The organism is Psychrobacter sp. UBA6739 (assembly GCF_002453835.1).
GTDB classification, from domain to species: domain Bacteria; phylum Pseudomonadota; class Gammaproteobacteria; order Pseudomonadales; family Moraxellaceae; genus Psychrobacter; species Psychrobacter immobilis_A.
In genome coordinates this window covers 42,157-67,024 of sequence record NZ_DKHR01000051.1, presented here as the reverse complement: position 1 = coordinate 67,024, position 24,868 = coordinate 42,157, and the positions used below count along the sequence as shown (strand labels likewise).

16 protein-coding genes are annotated in these 24,868 nt (G+C 41.7%); 11 read left to right on the top strand and 5 right to left on the bottom strand.

The window, feature by feature from the left end; all coding sequences use genetic code 11:
- Positions 1-393 precede the first annotated feature (393 nt).
- From B2575_RS10875 to B2575_RS10855, 5 genes are all read left to right on the top strand, one after another.
- Positions 394-1,800, top strand: coding sequence for a hypothetical protein (locus B2575_RS10875; protein ID WP_201501506.1), 1,407 nt, complete (start codon positions 394-396; stop codon positions 1,798-1,800).
- A gap of 502 nt (positions 1,801-2,302) precedes the next feature.
- Positions 2,303-3,691, top strand: a complete 1,389-nt coding sequence (locus tag B2575_RS10870; RefSeq protein ID WP_201501505.1) for an OmpP1/FadL family transporter — start codon at positions 2,303-2,305, stop codon at positions 3,689-3,691.
- Between the two features lie 242 nt (positions 3,692-3,933).
- Complete coding sequence (locus B2575_RS10865) at positions 3,934-5,919, top strand: transferrin-binding protein-like solute binding protein (protein ID WP_296241992.1); 1,986 nt, start codon at positions 3,934-3,936, stop codon at positions 5,917-5,919.
- A 686-nt stretch (positions 5,920-6,605) separates the two neighbouring features.
- Positions 6,606-10,568, top strand: coding sequence for a transferrin-binding protein-like solute binding protein (locus B2575_RS10860; protein WP_296241990.1), 3,963 nt, complete (start codon positions 6,606-6,608; stop codon positions 10,566-10,568).
- 139 nt (positions 10,569-10,707) lie between these two features.
- Entirely contained in the window at positions 10,708-12,258 is a 1,551-nt protein-coding gene (locus tag B2575_RS10855; RefSeq protein ID WP_296241988.1) for a surface lipoprotein assembly modifier, read from the top strand.
- 90 nt (positions 12,259-12,348) lie between these two features.
- Here B2575_RS10855 and putP read toward each other — a convergent pair whose 3' ends face one another.
- Both putP and B2575_RS10845 read right to left on the bottom strand, forming a co-directional pair.
- The gene (gene putP / locus B2575_RS10850) at positions 12,349-13,848 is read right to left on the bottom strand and encodes a sodium/proline symporter PutP (RefSeq protein WP_045446819.1); all 1,500 of its coding nucleotides are present in this window, start codon (positions 13,846-13,848) and stop codon (positions 12,349-12,351) included.
- A gap of 472 nt (positions 13,849-14,320) precedes the next feature.
- Complete coding sequence (locus tag B2575_RS10845) at positions 14,321-15,193, bottom strand: LysR family transcriptional regulator (RefSeq protein ID WP_045446822.1); 873 nt, start codon at positions 15,191-15,193, stop codon at positions 14,321-14,323.
- 486 nt (positions 15,194-15,679) lie between these two features.
- Here B2575_RS10845 and leuC point away from each other — a divergent pair, with 486 nt between their 5' ends.
- The 6 genes from leuC to B2575_RS10815 all read left to right on the top strand — a co-directional run bounded on the left by leuC (position 15,680) and on the right by B2575_RS10815 (position 22,210).
- Entirely contained in the window at positions 15,680-17,098 is a 1,419-nt protein-coding gene (gene leuC / locus B2575_RS10840; protein WP_201501500.1) for a 3-isopropylmalate dehydratase large subunit, read from the top strand.
- Positions 17,099-17,123: 25 nt separating this feature from the next.
- Positions 17,124-17,588, top strand: a complete 465-nt coding sequence (locus B2575_RS10835; RefSeq protein WP_201501499.1) for a hypothetical protein — start codon at positions 17,124-17,126, stop codon at positions 17,586-17,588.
- A 47-nt stretch (positions 17,589-17,635) separates the two neighbouring features.
- Complete coding sequence (gene leuD / locus B2575_RS10830) at positions 17,636-18,286, top strand: 3-isopropylmalate dehydratase small subunit (protein ID WP_055124341.1); 651 nt, start codon at positions 17,636-17,638, stop codon at positions 18,284-18,286.
- Between the two features lie 141 nt (positions 18,287-18,427).
- Positions 18,428-19,177: a hypothetical protein gene (locus tag B2575_RS10825; protein ID WP_060490803.1), complete on the top strand. Its 750-nt coding sequence runs from the start codon at positions 18,428-18,430 to the stop codon at positions 19,175-19,177.
- Between the two features lie 301 nt (positions 19,178-19,478).
- Positions 19,479-20,582: a 3-isopropylmalate dehydrogenase gene (gene leuB / locus B2575_RS10820; RefSeq protein WP_296241980.1), complete on the top strand. Its 1,104-nt coding sequence runs from the start codon at positions 19,479-19,481 to the stop codon at positions 20,580-20,582.
- 431 nt (positions 20,583-21,013) lie between these two features.
- Positions 21,014-22,210: a L,D-transpeptidase family protein gene (locus tag B2575_RS10815; RefSeq protein WP_296241979.1), complete on the top strand. Its 1,197-nt coding sequence runs from the start codon at positions 21,014-21,016 to the stop codon at positions 22,208-22,210.
- A 304-nt stretch (positions 22,211-22,514) separates the two neighbouring features.
- On the opposite strand, the gene infA is transcribed toward B2575_RS10815, so the two are convergent.
- From infA to B2575_RS10800, 3 genes are all read right to left on the bottom strand, one after another.
- Positions 22,515-22,736 (bottom strand): translation initiation factor IF-1, encoded by a 222-nt coding sequence (gene infA / locus B2575_RS10810; RefSeq protein ID WP_045446828.1) that lies wholly within the window; start codon positions 22,734-22,736, stop codon positions 22,515-22,517.
- Positions 22,737-22,857: 121 nt separating this feature from the next.
- Positions 22,858-23,697 carry a tRNA pseudouridine(38-40) synthase TruA gene (gene truA / locus B2575_RS10805; RefSeq protein ID WP_296241977.1) on the bottom strand — a complete coding sequence of 280 codons (840 nt, stop codon included), beginning with the start codon at positions 23,695-23,697 and terminating at the stop codon, positions 22,858-22,860.
- A 74-nt stretch (positions 23,698-23,771) separates the two neighbouring features.
- On the bottom strand, positions 23,772-24,857 hold the full coding sequence (locus B2575_RS10800; RefSeq protein WP_414707436.1) for an asparaginase: 1,086 nt from the start codon (positions 24,855-24,857) through the stop codon (positions 23,772-23,774).
- Positions 24,858-24,868 lie beyond the last annotated feature (11 nt).

The following is a 24,868-nucleotide window of genomic DNA, read 5'->3' as shown; positions in this document are numbered from 1 at the left end:
TTGCTAAATTATAAATCCATAGTCTAAATAATAAAAAGCGATCCTGATTGGGTCGCTTTTTTTTGCTTAAAATAAAGCAATTTCGACTTAGAGAGTTTTTTATTGAATATATTGGGCATTCTCAGAGGCTAAAATTAATGAACTATAGTTTAATTATTTTATATAAGTATTTATGCCTCAGCTTATAGTAAAACAATTGTTTAGATAATTGCTAATAAGATAAAACGATAACGTTATAAAAGACAAAATAATTTCTTTTAAATATTGTTTTACGATTGAAAAGTCATTACTATCGAAAGCAGGACACCTTTTATGTAAAGCAATCTTGCGATTATTAATGTCGCTTATAGTTTATGTAAATGGTTAAACAACTGGGATGTTTGGAGATAAACAATGCGCGCTACTTTTCACTTAAAAACTCTTGCCGTAGCTATTGCTACTATTTCTGTAGCTACTATGACCAATGCTGCAGGTCTTGATCGTTCGGGTCAAGATGTCACAGCCTTCCTCCAAGATGGCACCTATGCTGAAGCTGTTTACACCTATATCGATGCTGACGTTAGTGGTTATGATAGTGCCAATAACGTTCCTAGCAACAATACCTATGTTAGAGGTGATAAGACTGGCGATATCGCTGAGTATTATGACTTTTTTCGTTATGGTGTAAAAACAGATATCAATGAAACCTTTAGTGTTGGTATCTTATATGATGAGCCCTTTGGCGCAGCAGCGCAATATACTGGCGACAACAATTTTGTGTCGAAAGGCGATCTTGATGCTTCTGTCGCTGCCATTACTAACAATCAAGCTCCCACTTATGCCGCAGCTTTGGCTGGAATAGGTGCGCTCACGCCAGGAGAAGCGGCTGGAGTCTTGACAGATGAACAGCAAGCGCAGTTAGATGGTTTGCGTGGAGCAGTAGGTATCGCAAATGCTGAAGCAGCTAATGCAGGGGAAGGTACTAATGTTGAAGTACGTAGTAACAGCCTGACAGCTATTCTTGGGGCAAAATTTGGTGCCAATAAAGAGTTTCAAGTATACGGTGGTCCAGTTGCTCAGCGTATTGAGTCTGAAGTAAAATTACGAGGTTTGGCTTATGGTCCTGCTACTGGCTATACCTCACGTAACAGCCCTGATATGGACTATGGTTATATAGCTGGTATTGCCTATAGCAAACCTGAAATTGCCTTAAAAGCAGCGCTGACCTATCGCTCTGAAATCGACCACAACATGAAGATTGCTGAAAACTACCCGATTGCAGGTGCTTTAGCTGGTGATCCAGCTGCAGCCAATCGTACCAGTAATATGGAAATTACTACTCCTAAATCCGTAAACTTTGATTTTCAAACGGGTATTAACCCTACAACGTTAGCAACTGCAAAAGTGCGCTGGGTACCTTGGGGTGACTTTAAGATTACGCCACCATTATATAATGAAGTTAGTAAGAGATCTTATGGACCTGATGGTTTGAACTTGGTTGAGTACGAAGAGGATCAATGGCAAGTTGAGCTTGGTCTTGCCAAACGTGTTGCACCAGCACTTGCAATTAGTGGTACCGTTGGTTGGGATAGTGGTGCTGGCAACCCTGTCACTTCGTTAGGTCCTATCGAAGGTTATTACAGCGCTGGTTTGGGTGCAAAGTATAACGTGACAGAAAACTGGGCAGTATCAGCAGGTGGCAAATACTTATGGTTCGGCGATGCCCAAGGTGTGTTGCCAAGTGGTAAGATTGTTGGTGATTTTCAGGATAATGATGGATACATATTTGGTGTGAAATTGTCCTATCAAGATGTTAAATAGTGAGAAAATATCGCATATTAAGTGAACACTTGTTTTAATAAAATTGTATTCAGCACGATTGAAAAAGAGCAGCCCTTTGAGGCTGCTCTTTTTTAATTTTTTTTTATCAAAAAATACTGCTGTTAATCAATGCTTTATATAGATTTCGAGAACTAAACGCAAGTTTTTTTAATGACTACTCATAGAAAATAATGGTTTACATAGTCCAAATTATTATGATTTTTATACTAAATTAGTTAACATAAATCTATCTTCACAAAAAATTAAAAAGGGTGTTGCTATAGTGCTGAACTTTAATTATGATACTGAAATCAGTTACGTTATCTTACATAGTAGTAATGTCTGATAACAACGAAAGTGTGATCGTGTAATCGATAGTTACATTCAATCGTTAAGTATAAAAGTCGTTTGGCAAAGGATTGCTCAGCATAAGCTTTAGTGACTAGTCGTTATATAGCAACTAAGCTACTTGCCAGTTATTTTATTCATGGAGGATATCTAAGTGTCTCATCAGTTCCCTATCTCTAAACTCACTCTCGCTCTTATTGCCTTATCGGCTGCATCGTTGACGCAGGCGGCTGGTCTTGATCGTTCAGGTCAAGATATTAAGGGCTTTTTTAACTCTGGCACTTATGCCGAAATTGATTACGCTTATATTGATAGTGATGTTTCTGGTAACGATAATGCAGGTGCTATTCGTACCTCTCCCACTACAGAAATACGAAATGGCATAACGTCAGATGAAGCTTCATATGAGAAAGGTGCGCCTACTGGTAATATTACTGGTGATACCTATTCTTTTATGCGCTACGGTGTAAAAACGGATATCAATGACAACGTTAGTATCGGTGTATTTTATGATGAACCTTGGGGTGCAGAAGTAGAATATACTGGAAACAGCACTTTTGTATCTCAAGCAGGAAAAGATACCATAGCGGACTCATCTTCAGGTATTTCAGTGCCAAATGAAGTTATCAATCCTTCAGTACTAGATCCTGACTACGATAAAAATACTAATGTTCGCGTCCATACCGAGACATGGACAGGCTTGGTTGGTTTTAAATCTAATGGCTTCCAAGTATATGGTGGTCCAGTATTGCAAAAAGCGGAAGCGGAAGTACACTTGCGTGGTCAGGCGTATGGACCATTGACTGGCTATGATGCGAATGTAAATAACGATACTGCTTATGGTTGGGCAGCTGGTCTTGCTTATAGTAAACCTGAGATTGCATTAAAGGCCGCACTAACGTATCGCTCTGAAATCGAGCATGAGACACCAATAGGTGAAAGAGTGCCACTATTAGGGTCACCTCTAAAAGGCGTAGTACTAGATAAGCTTGGAATTGATCCAAATTCTGATCTTGGAAAATCGATTGGTGAGTATGCTACGACTGATGCTACTGTCACTACGCCAGAATCTGTTAATTTAAATATTGAAACTGGATTAAGTCAAAAGTATCAGTTATTAGGTACTTTGGATGTACGTTGGGTGCCGTGGAGTGATTTTTCTATTGTGCCGCCACTTTACAATGCCTACTCAAAAGCAGCTGTTCCAGAGGGACTACCTCTACTATCTTATGATAAAGACCAATGGAAAGTGGATGTTGGCTTAGCTAAACGTTTTAATGAGAAGCTAGCTGGCTCAGTGGTCGTTGGTTATGACTCTGGTGCAGGTGACCCTATAAGCTCACTTGGTACTATTGATGGATATTACAGTCTTGGTGGTGGTGTTAAGTACAATGTGACACCTGAATGGGCAGTTTCAGTGGGCGGAAAATATTTAAAATTTGGCGATGCTACAGGACAGCTACCTAACGGTAGTATCGTTAGCAAGTTTCAAGATAACGATGGCTACATCGCTGGTGTAAAACTCTCTTATCAGAGCCAGTAATTTATCATCTGACTATAGCCTCTCAAAATAAATGTTAGAAAACAGCTTGTTTAACCATTGAGTTAGGTAAGCTTTATTTAGGGTATGTCATCATTTAAACATTCATCGTTTGAATCGAGGACATGTTCGAATATGAATAATTTGTATGAATCAAATTTGGTCATCTACAAATATTGCCCAAATACTAATTCTATAATTAGTAGATAAAGGAATATCTATCAATCATCCATGGAGGAAGACGAATGTCACCTAACCGTCATTCAATATCAGCTGTACCTACAGCCAAGAAACTAAAAACCCCCTTAAAAGCCAGTGTTGTCATACTAACTTCTGTCATCTTGTCCGCATGCGGAAGCAGTGGAAGCGATTCATATACCTTAAATGATATTTTTGATGGTAGTAGCCCAGTAATCACACCGACTCCAACACCAACACCAACACCAACACCAACGCCAACTCCAACACCGACGCCAACACCTGAAGACACAAGAACTGGCGTTCAGTCACTAAATATCAACGCAGGCTCACTCGGTGTATTTAACACAACTACCCGAGACTTCACCATTAATGAAGATGGTTCTACTGTCGATGCAAGAGCAGATATTGCTTCACAAAATCCAGCCACACCAGACCAACCTGGTTTACTACCGAAAGTTGCTATTAACACATCAGGCTCAAATGACACCGAGCTTCAAAATGGTTTTAAAGCTCATAAAGACAGTACCGATATAGTTGTTGCTGCTCTTGGTCAAACGCTACCGTTAGACTATACCTCAACGTATAAAGACTTTGGCGATGACCTGCGCATCGGTCATATCGATGGTAAAGCAGAAGTCGTTGCTTTAGGTTCAACATTACCCGTAAATAGCGTTATCGTTACTGGTAATGCTACTCAAGCTGCCAATATACCAACCGAAGGTAAAGTAGGTTATACCGGTGATGCTACTTATCGTGAGCTTGGTCTAGACAAAGCTATTGAATATGGCACCTCAGCATTCACCGCAGACTTTGTTGCTAAGAACGTCAAAGGCGATCTCACTTTTAGTGATAAAAACATTGGTTTATCCGCTGATATCACAGGCAATGAGTTCTCAGGCACAGCAGCAGCTAATAATGGTTACAAGACCGAAGGTGGTTTTTTCGGTGGTGATGCCCAATACCTAGGCGGTGTTTACGAAGGTAACGGTGCTCAAGGTACATATGGGGCAGAAAAAGATAAGGTTGTAACGCCGACTCCGACGCCAACGCCGACGCCAACGCCAACGCCAACAGCGCCTATTAATCCAGATGCTAAAGTGGATACTGAGTTTACTGGCTTCCAAAGCAATACGTTAAGTAGTAAAAAAGGTAACTTTACAGCTGACGCCATTGGTTATGCAGAAATACGTGATGACAAGTCTGACTTTAAAGAAACGGTAGATGTAGACGGTTCTAAGGTGCCAGTAGATAATCGTGCTGGAAATAATTTCACTGGTTATGATAAATTCATAGCTCGTGCTGACATGACCAAACCTGACTCTGTGAAAGAGCAAGTTTTAATCAATATAAGTGGAGACGCAGACACAGATTACGGTAATGGATTTAAGTTGCATACTGAGTCTACTAAAGTTCAAGGTCCTGTAGCATTAGACCTCAATTACTCATCTGTTTATAAGAACTTTGATTCGCAAATGCAGATCGGTCATGTTTATGGTGATCCTAGAACTGACCTATTTGGTTTAGGTGACTTAGCTCGTGTTTCTACTGTTTACGTACAGGGTAACGGTACCAATCTTGACGACATGCAGTACATGAAAGACTTAGCACAATACAATATCGATAATAATATCAATGACGGTATGGTGGCTTATGGCGGTGTTGCTACCTACATGGAAAATCTACATCTAAAAGATGGTGTTCGTGGTGGACCAGTAGTTGATGGTACTTCAGCATTTGACGTAGACTTTGTTGGTGGTAAAGTTGCAGGTACGCTGTCTTTTGCAGCAGGTGATTATAGTTACATGCCTACTGGTAACAAGATTGATATCAATGCAGATATTACAGGAAATACTTTCGCTGGTAATAAGAATGGTATCGATACAGCAGGTGGTTTCTACGGTGAGGATGCTAACTTCTTAGGTGGCGTTTATCAAGAGGCTCTAACTCAAGGGGGTAAAGGTGCTCAGCCAGGTGAAGGTACTACTTTCCAAGGTACTTTTGGTGCTGAGAAGCAGCCTAATTCCAAATAAAGATCATATAAATTCTTAATTCAGACATAAAAAAAGTACCTTAGGGTGCTTTTTTTTATGTCTGAATCTATATACCTGATATTGTGACTGTGAAGATGAGCAGAGGGTTCTTATAAAATGATAAGAATTTTATTGATTAACTAATGTTTGTCTATATAGTCAGATTTTAGTTATATTATATAAATAATAATAATAAAATTTAAGGATATTATTTTTGAAGTAGTTGTTTTTAATAATCAATATAACTTTTTAATGTATTTATTGGCTGATATTCTATTTTTTACCTATTTTAATAAAATAACGCTATCTGTCGCTGGCATCAACCTTTTTAAAATGAAATAAATTTTTAGTGATTTTTATAGTTAAAATTATGATTTTATTGAATATTAAGGATAGTTTTTTAGGATTTTACTTAACAATAATTCGTTTTTATTTTTTCTAAAAGATAAATTTTCAGTTATACATTATATTAAAATTTTGTTGTTTATTTTTTACGTAATACGATTTATATCATTTAACTTATTGATTGAATTTATTTAGTAACTAAAGGTTACCGACATTAATATTTGAATAATATTAATTGACTTTTTATGTTACATTTGTTTATCTATTCAAGGCACTGAATATATGTTGTGTCTAAGTTAGTAAATAATGGAATATTACCAGTTCTTCATGGAGGAAGACGAATGTCATTTAATCATCATTTGATACCAGCGATATCTGCCGTAAAAAAACTACAGACACCGCTCAAAGCCAGCGTGGTTATTTTAACCACTGTCATTTTAGCTTCGTGCTCAACGAGCGGTAGTGATAGCACGGTTACGCCTAAGTCGTCACCTGTAATAGGATCAGAAAGTGGCGGAAATGTTGATAGTGGAGGCAATGTCAGCAATGCTGACGCAGTAAAGGCTATCAAAGCTGCAGAAGCAAAAACTAAAGCTGCACAAGAAGCGCTCAAGGTTGCAGAAGCAAAAACCAAAGCTGCGCAAGATGCTCTTAAAGCAGCCCAAGAGAGTTTTGGAAAAGAGTCAGAGAAGGTAATGGCGGCATCTAAAACAGCGATAGATGCTGCAAAAGATGAAGCTGCAAAAGCCAAGCTCGCTGCAGAAGCCGCTCGAGTAGAGGCGGTAACAAAAATTGAAGCGGCTGCAAAAGCTTCTAAAACGGAAATAACAGCCGCTAAAAAATCCGCCGCCGATGCAGTTGCCAAAGTGAAAGCGGCTGAAGAAAAGGCTAAAGCCGCAGATAATCGTGCAACCGTAGCAGAGGCCAAGGCTAAAGAGATTGAGACATCTTTGAAAGCTGCAGAAGAAGCCAAAACTCAAGCAGAAAAACAAGCCACAGCTGCCAAAACCCAAGCTGCGCTTGAGAAACAAAAAGCAGATAAAGCCCAAGGCGAAGCAGACAAAGCTAAAGCTGATTTATTGAAAGCAACAGATGATCTAGCAGCTGCAGAGAAAGCTTTAGCCGCCGCACTTGCCTCAGGTGGCAACACCGAAGCTTTACAAGCAGAAGTTGACCGTCGCCAAGTCGCTCTTGACGCCGCTAATGACCAAGCCGCTGCAGCTCAGCAAGCTCAAGCCGTTGCCTCTGCTCAAGCTTCCGCCCAAGTAACTGCGGCTCAAGCTGCCGCCCAAGCTGCTAAAGATGCCTTAGCTGCCGCCACCATTAAGAATGCCCCTGAAGCAGAGAAATCTGGCGTGCAGTCGCTGAATATCAACGCTGGATCATTGGGTGTATTTAATACCACCACCCGCGACTTTGACATCAGCGCAGATGGTTCCACAGTAGATGCTAGAGCTGACATCGCTTCACAAGATCCCTCCACGCCAGATCAACCTGGTCTACTACCTAAAGTCGCTATCGTAACATCAGGGGCCAACGATACTGAAACTCAGAGCGGGTTTAAAACCTATGAAGGCGATACTGAAATTATCGTCGCAGCAATTGGTCAAACCTTACCACTTAACTACACCTCAACTTATAAAGACTTTGGCGATGACATGCGCATCGGTCATATCGATGGTGCCGCTGAAGTAGCATTGTTAGGCTCAACCCTACCCGTGAATGGTGTTGTCGTTACTGGTAATGCTACTCAAGCTGCCAATATACCAACCGAAGGTAAAGTAGGTTATACCGGTGATGCTACTTATCGTGAACTTGGTTTAGGTAATGATATCGAATTTGGCAAATCAGTATTCACCGCAGACTTTGTGGCTAAAAACGTAAAAGGGGATCTCACATTTAATAAAGCCGGTAAAATTGGTTTAACCGCCAGCATTAATGGCAACCAATTCTCAGGGACTGCTGCTAACAATGCAGGCTATACAACCGAAGGTGGATTCTTTGGTGGTGATGCCCAGTACCTAGGCGGTGTTTACGCTGGCAATAATGCCCAAGGAACTTATGGCGCGACCAGCGATAAACAAACCGCTGCTGAGCAGTCTGCCAAAAACGCTCAAGCAGCCGCAGCTGCTGCTAATGCTGCCATCGCTAATGCTCAGGCACAGGCAAATGCTGCTAAAGCTGCTGCTGATAAAGCTCAAGCAGACGCTGTCAAAGCACAAGAAGCCTTACAAAGAGCAGAAGACGCTCTAGCCAATGCTGGTAATGGTGAAAAGCAATTAGCTGCTGCCCTAGAACGTGCATCCGCAGCAGAAATGGCTGAAGCCGCTGCATTACAAGCCTTGTCGACGGCAGAAGCTGCAAGAAAAGCTGCGGAGACTGCAAAAGACGCCGCATTACAAGCTGCACAAGCAGCACAAAATGCTGCAGACAAAGCGATTGGTGAGGCCAAAGTGGAAGCGGATAAAAAAGTCGCAGAAGCCAATCAGCAAGCCGCAGATGCGACAGCACAAGCTGCTGCTGCTCAAACGCGCGCTGATGAAGCTTTACAAGCGAAAGCAGATGCAGAAGCTAGAGCAAAAGCTGCAGAAGAGGCTCTTGAAGCATCGCAGCAGTTACCACCAGCACCAACCAATCCACAGTCTCCAGTGAATGCAACAATAAGTGGTTTCCAAAATACGATCTCAGGTAGTGACAATAGCGCTATCAATACCAATACTTCTGCTAACTACGATACGCTTAAAGTTAATTTATTAGAAACTGGGTCTGGACGTTTTGATAAAAATACTACTACTAACTTTAAGTTACGAGATGCAGGTGATGAGGACTACGAAGCAGGATTTAAAAAGAGTGCTTTATATTCATTGCCAGCAGGGTATTTGAACAGACGTTTCAAATATACGTCTGTTTATAAAAACTACAATGATCAGATGCAAATCGGTCATTTATACGGTGATCTCAAAACGACAAACAATGGAATTCGATTAGACACCTTATCTAATGTCTACGTACAAGGTAACAGTACAAGCACTGACGATATGCAGTACATGAAAGGCTTGTCACAATACAATATTGATAATGGTATTAATGATGGCAAAGTAGCTTATAAAGGTGATGCCACTTATATTGGTAATAGTGAGCAAGAAATCATTGGTGTTAATCCGATTATAGGTACCTCTGAGTTTGATGTGGACTTTGTCGACAGTCAAATAGATGGTACGTTATCATTTGAAGGTTCTAATGTCAGTGAGAAGAAAATCAAAGCCGAGATTATTGGAAATACCTTTGCTGGTAATTGGAATGGGGTTGATACTAAAGGGGGTTTCTTTGGTGAAGATGCAGGTCTATTAGGTGGTGTTTATCAAGTTTCTGGTGGTAAAGGCACTTATGGCGCTAGCAAAGTAGATCCAAGCGCTGCTCCTGCTCCAGTAGAGTCTACAATGACAGGCTTCCAATCTACCGCCTTAAGTAGCAAAAATAAAACATTACCATTGGGTCAAGGTCAACTGGTAGACGCGATTGGTTATGTGGAAATCAGAGATGATAAATCGGCATGGACAGAAACGAACGTTAAGGATGGTTCTAATGTCCCAATAGACAATCGCAAAGGCAACAATTTCAATAGCTTTAGTAAAGGCAAAGTACTTGCTGATATGGTTAAGCCAGACACGGTCCTTAAACCAATAGAGGTGTCTTTGACCAATGCAACTGGCGCAGTCACAGTTGATGCAGGGAGAGGTAACCTTAATCCAAGTTATCAATACAGCGCTGTTTATGAGAACTTTGACAATCAAATGCAGATTGGTCATGTATATGGCAATCTTAACTCATCGTTTGCAGGCGATGTCTCACGTGCAGCCAATGTATATGTACAAGGCTACTTAACCTCGCAAGCAGGTATGGACAGTCTGAAAGGTGTTAATGATGGTAAGGCTCAATATACAGGCAGTGCGACTTATATTGAAAATATCCATTTAGCGGATAATGCTTCGACAGCCCCAGTTAATGGTACTTCTGCTTTCAACGTTGATTTTGTCAATGGCTCAGTCGATGGCACATTATCATTTACTGGTACGGACTATAAATATATGCCTGCTGGCAATCAGATCAAAATTGATGCAGATATTGCGGGCAATACTTTTGTGGGTAATAAAAATGGCATCGATACCGCAGGTGGTTTCTATGGTGAAGGTGCGAAGTTCTTAGGCGGTATTTATCAAGATGTATCTGATCAAGGTGGAAAAGGAACTGCAGCTGGTACGGGGACTAAATTCCAAGGAACGTTCGGTGCGGCAAAGCAATAAGATAATATGACTGTATGATACAAAAGAGAAAGCGTCCTAGGGCGCTTTTTTGCTCGATTAAACCATTAAAATCCCTTAGGATGACTAAAGTTGGGAAAGTGTTTGGAAAGTTAATGATCGTACTTAGGTAAGGATACCCATGAATAATCAATATATACGTAAACCGCTCACCGCTTCTGTTTTACTATCGATGATGGCGATTTCTCTACCCGTTATGGCAGCACCAGAATTACCAGAAATAAAACCCGATCTTGATCAAGCTGCGGAGTTGCTTAGACGCGAAAATCAGACTTCTGTGTCAGATCCTACTGCACCCTCTACCGCTATATCAGATTCTGAAGCACAAGATGCTATTAGAAGTCGTCAGCAACTTGCCAAGGCAACGGCTTATAATCTAGAAGCGCTAAAAGCCAATCCAGCAGCGTTTAGCAAGTATTTAAATGATGCATTGTCTGCACAAGATATGGTAACGGTTAAAGAGTTATTGCCGCATTACAAAGCGTTAAAAACCAATGATCCAATGCTGATCAAATTCGCTGATGCGCTCATATATCGCAGTGAAGCCAAAAACAAACAAGCCATTACCATTTATCGTGACATGCTTGCAACTGATCCAGACTTTCATCCGGTACGTTTGAATATGGCCATTGCCATGCAAGCAGACAAGCAGTATGTGGCGGCAAAGGAGCAGTTTCTAAAATTGCAGGCAGTTGAGTTACCAGCACCTGTCATGGCTAGGGTGCAAAACTCATTGGCGCAGATCAATAGTTCAGAAAAATGGCAATTCAATGCCTCTGCCAGTTATGTAAGAGAGAATAATATTAATGATGCGCCATCGTCATCTATTCAATCTGACTTAGGGCGCTCGATTGAGCAAAAATCAGCCAATGGCCTTCAGGTGTCTGCTAGCGCGAATAAACGCTTTAACTTACCGAATAATTTCTATGCCACAGTGGGTGGTAATGCATCCCTAAAAGGATATTGGGATGAGCCTGACTATAATGATTATCTATTCACTGCCTCTACTGGAGTCGGCTACGATGATGCCAAAAACGACGTTTCTTTGACCCCATTTATCACCAAACGCTATTATGATGAAGCGCCCTATAGTTTGCGTAAAGGCGCAACTGTCAGCGGCTCACGCTGGGTTAAGCCCAAGCTAAAACTGTCAGCGACTGGTATTTTGTCCAAAGAAACCTTTGAAGATGATAGCAATGCAAATCGCGAAACAGATGGCAGATTCCTTGGTTTAAATGCTTTTTATATTAAGGATGCCAAGGAATACTTTTATGGGGGTGTAGGTAATTATCGAAACGATGTGCCCAAGTCGAGTATTATTAGCTATGATCGTAATTCTATAAACGCTGGTTGGGGTCGTGAATGGAGGCGTGGACTCTCAACATTAGCAACAGTAGGTTATGGTATCAAGGACTATGACGATCCTGCCGATGCTTATCCAGCAGGAAGTGGCGCATGGAAAGGCTATTATAATGCGGTAGGCGGCGTGCCGGGCTCAACCAGAGAAGACAAATCCACTTCATTAGGTTTGCAAGTCTGGAAACGTGATTTTACCTTGTATGGTTTGACACCGCGTTTGGTCTTTGATTATGAAACAACTTCAAGTAACTTTGCTTACTATGATGATCGTGATGAAAAGTCTGCAACGGTGTTATTAACAAAGACCTTTTGACGTAACCTATTTGACGCTTTGAGCCAGTAATAAAAAAACCTCACCAATGATGGTGAGGTTTTTTTTATAGTGATGATTGTAGCGATAAGCCTATTTATTTAAATTGAGTTCCATTTCTTTAAATTTCGCAGTAACAGAGGCTTTTGGACCGCCTGTCATGATACTTACCGCAAAAATGGCGATTGTACTTAAGATAAAGCCTGGAACGATAGCATATAACCAGCTATTGAGTGCCATGCCGTTCATCTGGAAAGGACCATAAATCCATAGAATAACCGTCAATGCACCGACGACCATACCAGCAACTGCACCGTTACGGTTCATACCGCGCCAGATTAGGCTGAAAATAACCAACGGTCCAAATGCGGCACCAAACCCTGCCCAAGCGTTAGAAACCAAATTCAATACTGAGCTTTCTGGATTAGACGCCAGTAAAATGGCAACAACGGCGACAATGATTACGGAAATGCGGCCGACCAATACTTGACGCGCCTCAGGTGCATCTTGATCAAAAAACAACTTATAGACATCTTTAGTCAATGAGCTTGATACCACCAATAGCTGTGATGAGATGGTACTCATAATCGCAGCTAAAATTGCAGCTAATAAGAAGCCTGAAACCAATGGATGGAATAAAAACTGCGTAAATACTAAAAAGATGGTTTCAGGATCATCTAAAGTCATCGCTGTCTTTTGCACATACGCACGACCAGCAAAACCTGTCATCAGTGCCCCGATAAGGCTGACAATCATCCAGCTCATACCGATGTTACGGGCAGTAGGAACATCTTTGACTGAGCGAATGGCCATAAAACGTACAATGATATGTGGCTGACCAAAATAACCTAAACCCCATGCCATCAATGACACAATGCCAAGGATACTCATCCCATTAGTAATGTTAAGCAAGCTTGGATCAATATTTCTAACCGCTTGTGTGGTGGCTGAAATACCACCCAGATCAGTGAAAGCGACGACAGGAACAATGACCATCGCAAACAGCATGATGATACCCTGTACAAAGTCAGTCATCGAAACGGCTAAGAAACCACCGAATAACGTATAAGCAACGACAACGCCAGCGGTGACCCATAGACCAGTGCTATAAGAAAGATTTAGTGAGCTTTCGAAGAGTTTACCACCGCCTACTAGGCTTGCAGCAGTATAAACCGTGAAGAATAAAATGATAACCACGGCTGAGATAACACGCAGCATGTGCGACTTATCTTCAAAGCGGTTGGCGAAATAATCGGGTAGAGTGATGGCATTGTCAGCCACTTCGGTATAAACGCGAAGGCGAGGTGCCACGATAAGGTAGTTTAAAAATGCACCAAGTGTCAAACCAAGTGCGATCCATATACTCACGACACCGTCAGCATACATATAGCCGGGCAAGCCAAGTAGTAACCAACCTGACATATCTGATGCACCTGCCGATAGTGCAGTGACTGCGGGACCTAAACTGCGTCCTCCTAACATATAGCCTTCAGTATCATTGGCTTGCTTAAAGTAAGCGTAAATGCCAATACCAATCATCACTAAAAAATAGGCGCCAAGTGATACCAGCACGCCACTAGAAACTCCGTTCATATAAATTGTCCTTAACCAACATGGTTGGCGGTAATTATTTTAACTATAAAGATTAAGTGTTATAGGACGATGTCCCAAACAATATCTAAAGACGAAAAAAGCCATTAAGTAGGACATAATGGCTTTTATTCAATATCTGCTGTTAGTTTTATATGATTGATGCTGTTCTAGGGCTAATACGAATTCGCAGTGCTTAGAGATCAATAAGAATGCCATATTACATCGACTGCTCGCATTTGCGACTCATTTATCAGTATTGGCCACCTATATAACCAATCATTTAAAACCATTAAACCTACTGTTAACCATCATATATTACTCGAAGTGTTCAATATATGACTATCAGTGTTCTTATAGTAAATTTTTGTTATAAAAACAACGTCAAGCGTATTATAACGCATGAGGGTTGTAAATGCGAATAGCGTGCTTTTTAGATTCCATAGCACGCTCTAATCCTCATTTAGCGAGAGTCTTATTCAATAGGCGCTAACAAGTCTAACAAAGCAGTAACGCTGCTAGATTGCGTCAATTTCGGATTGATAACCACACCCAAATAGCGTTGTAACTCTATATTGTCTGCCATATCGATACGTTCTAAATCTTGACTAATCATGGTTTGCGGTAATACAGACCATCCCAGACCAACAGAAACCAGCATGCGAATAGACTCAAGAGGATTGGTGCTCATCGTGGCATAGGGTTTCAGATTGTGCTTAGCGAATTCAGCCAAGGTAATTTGACTGGTAAAAGTGTTAGCAGACGGTAAAATAGCAGGATAGCGCGCCAATTGCTCTAGTGTCACATTAGATTTGGTCGCTAAAGGCGATAGCGTACCTGTCATAAAGTAAAGAGGGTCTGACCATAGCGTATGATAGGTCAAGCGCTTATCATAAACGGGCGGCAGTGTTAAAAATGCTAATGATAAATCGCCATCGAGTACGGCTTTGTGCGCTTTTTCTGAATCAACAAAATGTACTTCTAGTTGTACGGCAGGATAAGCTTGGATAAAATGCTTAAGTACAGGCGCTAAATGGTGCAAGCCAATATGATGACTGGTGCCGATCACTAATTTACCAGATACGATATGCTGAGAGTGTTGCAGATTAATCTTAAAATTCTCATAATCTTCTAGCCACCGCTTGGCATGCGGCAGCATTTCATTGGCTGCTTGGGTTGGTACAATGCCGCGTCCCACCGTATCAAACAAAGTAATGTTGAATTCATCTTCCAAATTTTTGATGCGTTTACTGACGGCAGGCTGTGTGATAAACAGTTTTTCTGCGGCACCTGAGATGCTGCCAGTGTGCATAACGGTAACGAATGTCGTCAAGTTTGTGGTGTTCAAACGGATGTCCTTAGCTACTTTGCGAGCTATAAATAAAAGTTGGCTGACCCAATCACAATGTATTAGAAATAAAAGTTTGCGTCTGGGCAAAAATCATCAATTATTATTATAGGATTAGCCTGCTATAATCACAAGACATCAAGACGTATTGTGACATATTTATTCTATTAAATTGACTATTCGCAGCTCATCGCACGTTTTAAGCGCTGATAATGGTCATCAATGTAAAATCACCAATATAAAAATATCGATTTTGATACAAGCGCCGCTGACGATGCCGCTGATAATAAAGTATCGCGACGTATAAAATTCAAAGAAAATTTTTACCATAGACTATAGTCGAGTCAACTTAAAAGTAGTACAAGGCAACCGAGTGTAGATGTATATTTAATGCTTCAAGCGAGGTTAACGCAGCAATACTTTTATAGTGGAATGACTATAAGCAAGTAAAAAACCAGTAATTAGCAACCAATAAAGGATAGCAACATGGCCGGTCAAACGTTATATGACAAACTTTGGAATGCTCACGAAGTCACCAAGCGTGACGATGGTTCGAGCCTGATTTATATCGACCGCCATCTGTTGCATGAAGTGACCAGTCCGCAAGCATTTGAAGGCTTGGAGCTGGCCAATAGAGCACCGTGGCGCCTGTCGGCTAACATCGCCAGTCCTGACCATAACGTACCCACAGTCACTAAAGAGCGTTTAGAAGGCGTGCTTGGTATCAAGGACAAGGTATCACGCTTGCAGGTAGTGACATTGGATGAAAATTGCGCCAAATTTGATATCGCCGAGTTTACGATTAATGATGCTCGTCAAGGCATTTTACACGTCGTTGGCCCTGAGCAAGGTTTGGTGTTACCGGGTATGACAGTTGTTTGCGGTGATTCGCATACTGCTACTCATGGCGCGCTGGGCTGCTTAGCGCACGGTATCGGCACATCAGAGGTTGAGCATGTATTGGCAACTCAGTGCTTGATTCAAAAGAAATCAAAAAATATGCAAATTCGCGTCACTGGTAAACTTGGTGCTGGCGTGACTTCAAAAGACGTGGTACTTGCTATCATTGCAAAGATTGGCACGGCTGGTGGGACAGGGCATGCTATCGAATTTGCTGGGCAAGTATTTGAAGAGATGAGTATGGAAGGTCGCATGACCGTCTGTAACATGGCGATCGAAGCAGGTGCTCGCGTGGGTATGGTTGCAGTCGATGACACGACCATTGAATATGTTAAAGGTCGTCCTTATGCGCCAACATCTGAGCAATGGACGCAAGCGGAAGCTTACTGGCGTACCTTATATTCAGATGATGACGCGGTATTTGATACTGTTGTTGAGTTGGATGGTAGCCAAATAGCGCCACAAGTCTCTTGGGGAACCTCTCCTGAAATGGTTGTCGATATCACTCAATCTGTACCAACACCTGATCAAGCGGTAGATGAAGCACAAGAAGAAGGCTGGTTACGTGCTTATACCTATATGGGTTTAGACGCTGGGCAAAAGATTACCGATATCCAGCTTGATCGCATTTTTATTGGTTCATGTACCAATTCGCGTATTGAAGATTTGCGTGATGCCGCCGCAGTCATTAAAGGTCGTAAAGTCGCGGACAATATCAAAGAAGCCATCGTTGTGGCAGGTTCTGGGCAAGTGAAATTGCAGGCTGAAGCAGAAGGCTTAGATGCCTTGTTTACTGAGGCGGGTTTTGAGTGGCGTGAGCCGGGTTGTTCGATGTGTCTTGCCATGAATGCTGATAAGCTTGAGCCACAAGAGCATTGCGCTTCAACGTCTAACCGTAACTTTGAAGGTCGTCAAGGTAATGGCGGTCGTACCCATTTGGTCAGCCCAGCGATGGCAGCAGCAGCAGCATTGGCGGGTCACTTTGTCGATGTAAGAACGTTTTAACTTTGCATTTCTATAGAGCATAAAAATGAAAATGCTGTTTGTTTTATTTTGCTTATTGGGTAGCTCTCAGCTAGCGATGGCTCGTGATTACTGTAATGGAAGATTTGCCTATTGTGTCGATGTGCCAAATCAACTGATATGGTTGCCTGAGGCAGATAATGGTGATGGTCGTCATTTTAAGTTACCCAATTCTAATGCCACTATTTTGGTCTTTGGGAGTAATACACCAACTGTTTTCTTTTATACAGATAGTGATTATCTACAAGAGAAGCAGCATCGATATAAAACAGGCATGACAGTTACTTACGAGCTGTTAAAAGACAAAACCTATACAGCAAGCGGCTATAGAAAAGACGGTCAAGTTTTTTATCATGTTATTAAAGTTAAGGATGGTCAGGAAGCAGTATTACATCTGAACTATCCTGAAAGTGAAAAAACTAAAATGACAAGTATTGTTAAACAAATGGCACGCTCTTTTAAGATTCATTAGACCGTCAAAAAATTTTACGTTAGTAATTGATACTTTAAGGAAAACTCATGCAAGCTTATAACACTCAAACGGGTATCGTTTGTCCATTAGATCGCGCAAACGTCGATACCGATCAAATTATTGCAAAACAGTTTTTAAAGTCTATTAAACGCACAGGATTTGGCGTCAATTTGTTTGATGATTGGCGTTATCTTGACGAAGGATATCCGGGGCAGGACAATAGCACACGCGTTATCAATCCAGAATTTGTGCTAAATAAGCCGCGTTATCAAGGCGCGACTATTTTGCTGGCACGCCGCAACTTTGGCTGTGGCTCGAGCCGTGAGCATGCGCCTTGGGCGTTGTCTGAATATGGCTTTCGTACGGTAATCGCGCCAAGCTTTGCAGATATTTTTTATAACAATTGCTTTAAAAATGGCATGCTACCAATTGTCTTGGACGAGGCAATTGTAGATACATTAATGAAAGACACGCTTGCTAATGAAGGCTATGAGCTAACCGCAGATCTTGAACGCCAAGTCGTCGTTACTTCGACAGGTGAAGAATATGCATTTGACGTAGATGCGTTTCGCAAACACTGCTTGTTAAATGGCCTTGATGATATTGGTTTAACTTTGCAGCAAAGCGATGCCATTAAAGATTATGAGCATAAGATGATGCAAAAAACACCATGGATATTTAACGATGTACGAGCATAAATCATGAATCTGCAAGCCATTACTTATAAAACTGCTGAACAGTAATAATGTAACGTTGAGTTATGGCGGTGAACTGGCTAAAATGAAGGGTAGTTTTTTTACGATATTTTATTATTTCTCTCATAAATAGTAGCCGCCATTATGAATAAAAAACGTTATGCTTTATGGACAAGTACGGTTGTTGCCGCAAGCTTATTGTTGTCAGGCTGTCAGCTATTGACTGGGTATCAGAAAATAGATGAGGCAGAAAATGCCAAAGCATGGGCAGGTAAGATTCAACCGATTGCGGGTGAAGTCAATATTGCCTGTATTGGAACTTATCATTGTGAAATTGCACGGATAGATAAGACACGAGTGATAGGGGCTGATACGCATGAGCCTATCAATCCTGCCATGCTGGTCGCGATGAAAGATATGAGTGCAAAGGGCAAAAGTCATACCAGCAATAAGCATGCACAAACATCAATGCACGCAAACATAGATATGACACCACTCGCTCATAAAAATGAGATTAAAATTGTACCTTTGTCTGCCTCAGGCATGCCGGGTTTAACCAATTATTATGCGCGGGTAAAACCTGCAAAACGCGAAGTACAGGTGAATTTCTATCCAGAAAACAATCTGGGCTATGTTGAGCGTTTTACTTTAATTCACGATTTTATTGACGCTGATACTTATCAATTACGCGCTTATCAGAAAAAATCTAACGATAATTCTGGCAGTTTATTAGACACCGCTTCACCACAGCCGCTATGTGTTGACCTGTATCAAGGCAACACTGTACAGCGCCGATTTTGTAAAGAGCTGTCTGCTGAGCATCAAGGAGAGTTTGTAGAAACTCGTATCGTGAAAGCATTGCCTGCATCATCGAAAGTAAAAGCCAAAGCTTAAAGCCTATTTGATTTTCAAAAATAGTAAATTGATCACGGTTTTTTGTGCTATTGAAGGCACTAAAAATCGTTTTTAGGAAAATATCGTAAATTTGTAGTATTAGGGCTTGTCCTCAATTCAATCGATTATCCTCTAAATGAGTTGAAAATGGCTAAATTTTGCCAAACATCGTTAAATAGCTTATCAATATCTCGATATTATTTGCGCTACTTTCCTTGTTTGACGGCAATTTTTATCACCATTTTTAAAATGAGGACATGCCCTAACATAAATAAAAAACTACCTACCCACAAGGATTAGTATGGCAACGATTTTAACATTAGCGGGCGATGGTATCGGTCCCGAAATCATGACTCAAGCCATTGACGTACTGAATGCGGTCAATAAGAAATTTGCGTTAGATTTGACACTTGAATCTGGATTGATTGGCGGTGTGGCCATTGACGCAACGGGCGAGCCTTTGCCAGATGAAACGCTAGACCGTGCCCGTGCAGCAGATGCGGTATTGTTAGGAGCGGTCGGTGGCCCTAAATGGGATGGTATTGAACGCAGCAAGCGCCCTGAACGTGGTTTACTTAAAATACGTGGTGAGCTTGGTTTGTTTGCTAATCTACGTGTGGCAAAGCTTTACCCGCAGTTGGTCAATGCGTCTAGTATCAAACCTGAGATTATTTCAGGCTTGGATTTGCTTATCGTTCGTGAGTTGACTGGTGGTATCTATTTTGGTGAGCCACGTGGAATCCGCACACTAGAGAATGGTGAACAGCAGGGCTACAACACCATGGTCTATAGCACAAGCGAGATTCAGCGTATCGGTAAAGTTGCTTTTGAATTGGCAAAAACGCGTGCGCAAGCAGCAGGCACAGCAGCGAAAATTTGCTCAGTGGACAAGGCAAACGTATTAGAAGTCACCGAGCTGTGGAAGCAAACGATGACCCAAATGCAGCAAGCAGATTATAGCGACGTAGCGTTATCGCACATGTATGCTGACAATGCTTGTATGCAATTGATCAAGAATCCTAAGCAATTTGATGTCATGGTGACAGGCAATATGTTCGGTGATATCTTGTCTGATGAAGCTGCTATGCTCACTGGATCTATCGGTATGTTGCCATCAGCCAGTCTTGATGAAGCAGGCAAAGGGATGTATGAGCCGTGTCATGGTTCAGCGCCTGATATTGCTGGGAAGGACAAAGCCAACCCATTGGCGACTATTTTATCGGTTGCGATGATGCTGCGTTATACTTTTAAGCAAGAAGCAGCGGCACAAGCGATTGAGCAAGCAGTGAGTGATGTCCTTGATGATGGTTTGCGTACGCTTGATATCTTGGACAGTAGTGAAGCTGGATTGAAGCAAGTGGGGTGCCAAGAGATGGGTCAAGCAGTGTTGGCTAAATTACTCTAGTCCCACTATAGTGATATAGATTGAATTTTCCCCTGTTTTATTTCGATAGGGATAAACTCTCATCTTTATCTTTAATCGTCGTTCTAAACCCATAGTTTGCTCAGCAAATTATGGGTTTTTTTTATGTTCATTTTAATCACTTTCTAGCGGTAACACACTAAACCAGATAGTTGTAAAAAAGTACTTGTTTTAACACAGACACCGCAGGACAAGGGCTTTATTAACATAAAGCTGTTATATGCTCACAAGGTAATATGACACTATAACAGCTTACAAACCACTAGAATCGCAGACTTTCACGTTAGAAGAGAGCTGATGAAAAGGTGTTTGAGTAAAGTTGGTTATGAAGGCGTTACAACTCAAAATAACAAGCCTTGATGACAACATAACAAAATAAAACTTATTATTTTTATAAAAATTAGGAGCATGAGGTGTATCAATTAAAAAAAATCAGCACAGCAGTAGCGATGATTGGTTTTTCTACGGCAGTTTTTATGGGGCAAAGCGTTGCAGCACCACTGGATAGTGTAAATGCTAACAATCAAGCAACGACCAATAACTTTGACAAACAAGCACCGACCAATAACGATGAAGCCAGTATTAGCAAAAATAATGCTAATAAGGCGAATGCTGCTGAAGAAGTCAGCCCTGTGACCAATGGCGTTAGCCAAAAGCTAGAACGTGATAGCAAAACCGCAAATGCTTCGAACAAATTTTTACCTACCATCAAGTACACGACAGACAATTTATCAGTTGCTGCGCAAAAGGTGAATGATGCCACTTGGAAAGAGGGGATGAATATCGACCGTATCATCGGTACTAAATTGCAAGCCTTATTGAATTGGCACCACAATGGTGTGGGTCCTGTTGATGGTTATTGGGGCAAAAATACCCGAAAGGCCATGCAAGCGTTTCAACAAGCAAATGGTTTGGCAGTCACTGACACGCTAAACAACGAAACATGGCAAGCGCTGACAAAGAATGAAAAACTCGCGGTGCAGCCAGTGCTAGTCAGCTATCAGATAACTGATGCGGATGTTAATATTAAAATGACAGAAATACCAGCTGGTGCTGAAGCCAAATCCAAACTTGAGGGATTGTATTATGAGAGCATCACGGAAGGGTTAGCAGAAAAATTCCATATTAGTGAAAGCTATCTCAAAGCGTTAAACCCTAAGGCTAGCTTTACGGCGGGTGAAACCATCACAGTTTATAATCCTGGCAATCCAAATACCAAGCCTGTCAGTCGAGTCGTTGCTGATAAAGCCACTGAAACGCTATATGCCTATGATGATAAAGACAACTTAGTTGCCAGCTATCCGACCACAGTAGGTAGTACGGCAACACCGTCACCAACAGGGACGCATACGGTAGAGGTGAAGGTACATGAGCCTAATTATACTTATACTGCTAAAGACGGTAGTAAGTCTATTCTTCCACCTGGCCCTAATAATCCAGTGGGCTCGGTATGGATCGGGCTTAGTAAGCCTTCTTATGGTATTCATGGCTCACCAGATCCTGACCGTATCAGCCGTCAAGCCTCAGCGGGTTGTATACGCCTGACAAATTGGGATGCACTTGCTTTGCTAGGGGTGATTCAAAACGGTGCGACTGTCGAGTTTAAATAGTACCTCACTATTTCTAAATCATGCTACTTATTAATCATGATTTAGAAATTTGAAAGTAAGTCAACTCATAAAATTTAGACAAAAAAATACCGCTGAAATTTAGCGGTATTTTTTATGATAAAAACAAATAACTAAGACTGAATAACTAAAATATTGATAGGCAATAATGAGCAGGTTAGCATTTTCATTATTATTATCAGTTAAACCACCCAAGCGTCTATATCAGCTATCAGCGAAAAGAAGCTATTTAGCAACCAGCTGTATTTATATAAATGCTTTTATAACCATTTTAGTGTGTAAGAAATTAGTTTTTGCCACGATAAGTAATACGACCTTTTGATAGGTCATAAGGTGTCATTTCGACCTTAACTTTATCACCTGTCAAGATACGGATATAATGCTTACGCATCTTACCTGAGATGTGAGCAATGATTTCGTGTCCGTTTTCTAAACGAACTCTAAACAGGGTATTCGGAAGGGTGTCAATGACTTCGCCTTCAAATTCAATAATATCGTCTTTTGCCATAGTTGGTATCAATCAATTAAAAATAAGCCCATATTATACGTAAGTTAGCGGATTAAAGCAATACAGCACTAGGTTTTTACTTGACAGCCTGTAATCGTTATGTATGCCAACTCCTATTTATTTAGTCAGGTAAATTTAGCCAAATGGGGGTTAAAGGAGCATTTGGCAGTCGTTGTTGAAAATGCTCAGGATAGTAAGCATTGATAAAATATAGACCATCACCAGAGGCAGTAGGCGGTGCGATAGTACGATCTTTTTTGGCTAAAATATCTAAAAAGGCTTCCGGCTGCAACTCGTGGCGACCGATGGCATACAAGGTGCCCATTAAGTTACGAACCATATGATGCAAAAATCCATCTGCTTGAATATCAAAAACGATAAACTGACCATGGGCAAAGAGTCTTGCGTGACTGACTGAGCGTACCGGTTGATTAGACTGGCAAGCAGCGGCGCGGTAGCTACTAAAATCGTGAGTACCGACGATCTCAGCCGCCGCCAGTTGCATCGCTGCTAAATCGAGCGGTTCATAGATGTGAGTGACTTGGTGATTCAAAATAGCAGGGCGCTGTGCTTGATTCAGCGTGATGTAGCGATAGCGACGGGCAATGGCACCAAAACGCGCATGAAAGTCGTCAGGCATTGGTTGAATCCAGCGCAGGGCGATATCATCAGGCAATAGACTGTTTACTCCGCGCAGCCAGTTATGAGTAGGACGATAGGCACGTGTCGTAAAGTGGGCAATCATATTACTGGCATGGACGCTTGCATCGGTACGACCAGCCGCGACGACTTCTACCGCCTCATTTGCGACTTTACCGATAGCGGTTTCTAATGCTTCTTGTACGCCTAATACTTCTCGTTGTTGCTGCCAGCCATGATAGCGCGTGCCCAAGAACTCAATTGCAATGGCTAATGTATAGGTTGTGGGCGTTTCAGCGTTGCTGCTGTTAATCTCGGACATGTTAATCTCGGACATGATTGGTATTGGACATGATTGGTATTGGTTCTTATAAAGTAAACATATTTAACGATAGTCTAACGTTTTTTGATAGTGGTGCCCGCCTGATTGACATTGTTCAACCAACGTTGTCTGCGCCGAGCGGGATTGTCATAACGCAGCAATAGCCATAATAATCGTGCATAGATAGCAGGAATCGTTAAGCGTCCGCCAGCAATCACATGATACTGGTATTGCCAACTACCAGCCGCATAGCTGTCACTGACACCGCCAAATGGAGACTGGCTGGCACATATCACCATGTGGCCGTTTTTATAAGCAAGCTCTAGTGCCTCTGCTAGCGCTTGAGAATAAGGAACATTACCTGCGCCAAATCCTAACAGGATAATGCCACATGGCGGCTGTGATAATAACGCCTGTAGCTGGCTAGTCATTACCTCAGTGTCGTTTGGCAAGCAATATAAAGCATGAATGCGTGCTTGCTCAGCCCGAGATTCGATATGGTCAATCATTGCTTGCTGATCATCGAGCCAATGCTGGCGGCGGGTATCCGGTAAGTTTTTGATATAACTATTGGCAGGATAGGCAGCTCTAGAGTGACCCGTAAATGCCATCAAATCATGGCTATGAATTTTTTGTACCGTTTGCGCAGGCCAAGACTCACCGCCAGAAGCAATCTTCACACCCGACTCACCAGCAGCAGCCAGTTTTAGTGAATCGCTGAGGTTATCCCATGCGTCGCTATGGTCATCGATATCATAGGAATGTATCACCTCGCTGTCTAACAATGGGCGCATACTACCAGTGACGATTATACAAATATCACTGCCAGCAAACGCTTCTGCTAAAAACGCACCCAAATAACTCAAAGTATCTGTACCAGTGATGAGTACAAAACGCCTGTCACCTTGTGCATAGGCTGCTAGCAAAAGCTGATAAAAATGTACAAAGTCGTTAGGGGTAAGCTGGCTACTGTCTTTAATTAAGTCGTTATCCAGCCATGAGATTTGAGACAAGTGGTTAGCGTTATCTCGGTCAGTCAATAGCTTTTGTAAAGTCGGTAAGAATATTTCTGCTGATAACGGTGCTAAGGGTCGTCCATAGCTACCAAAAGTACCGCCAGCATAAATGAGTTGGACAGGATTGGATAATGTATTTGTCATAGCAGAAAATG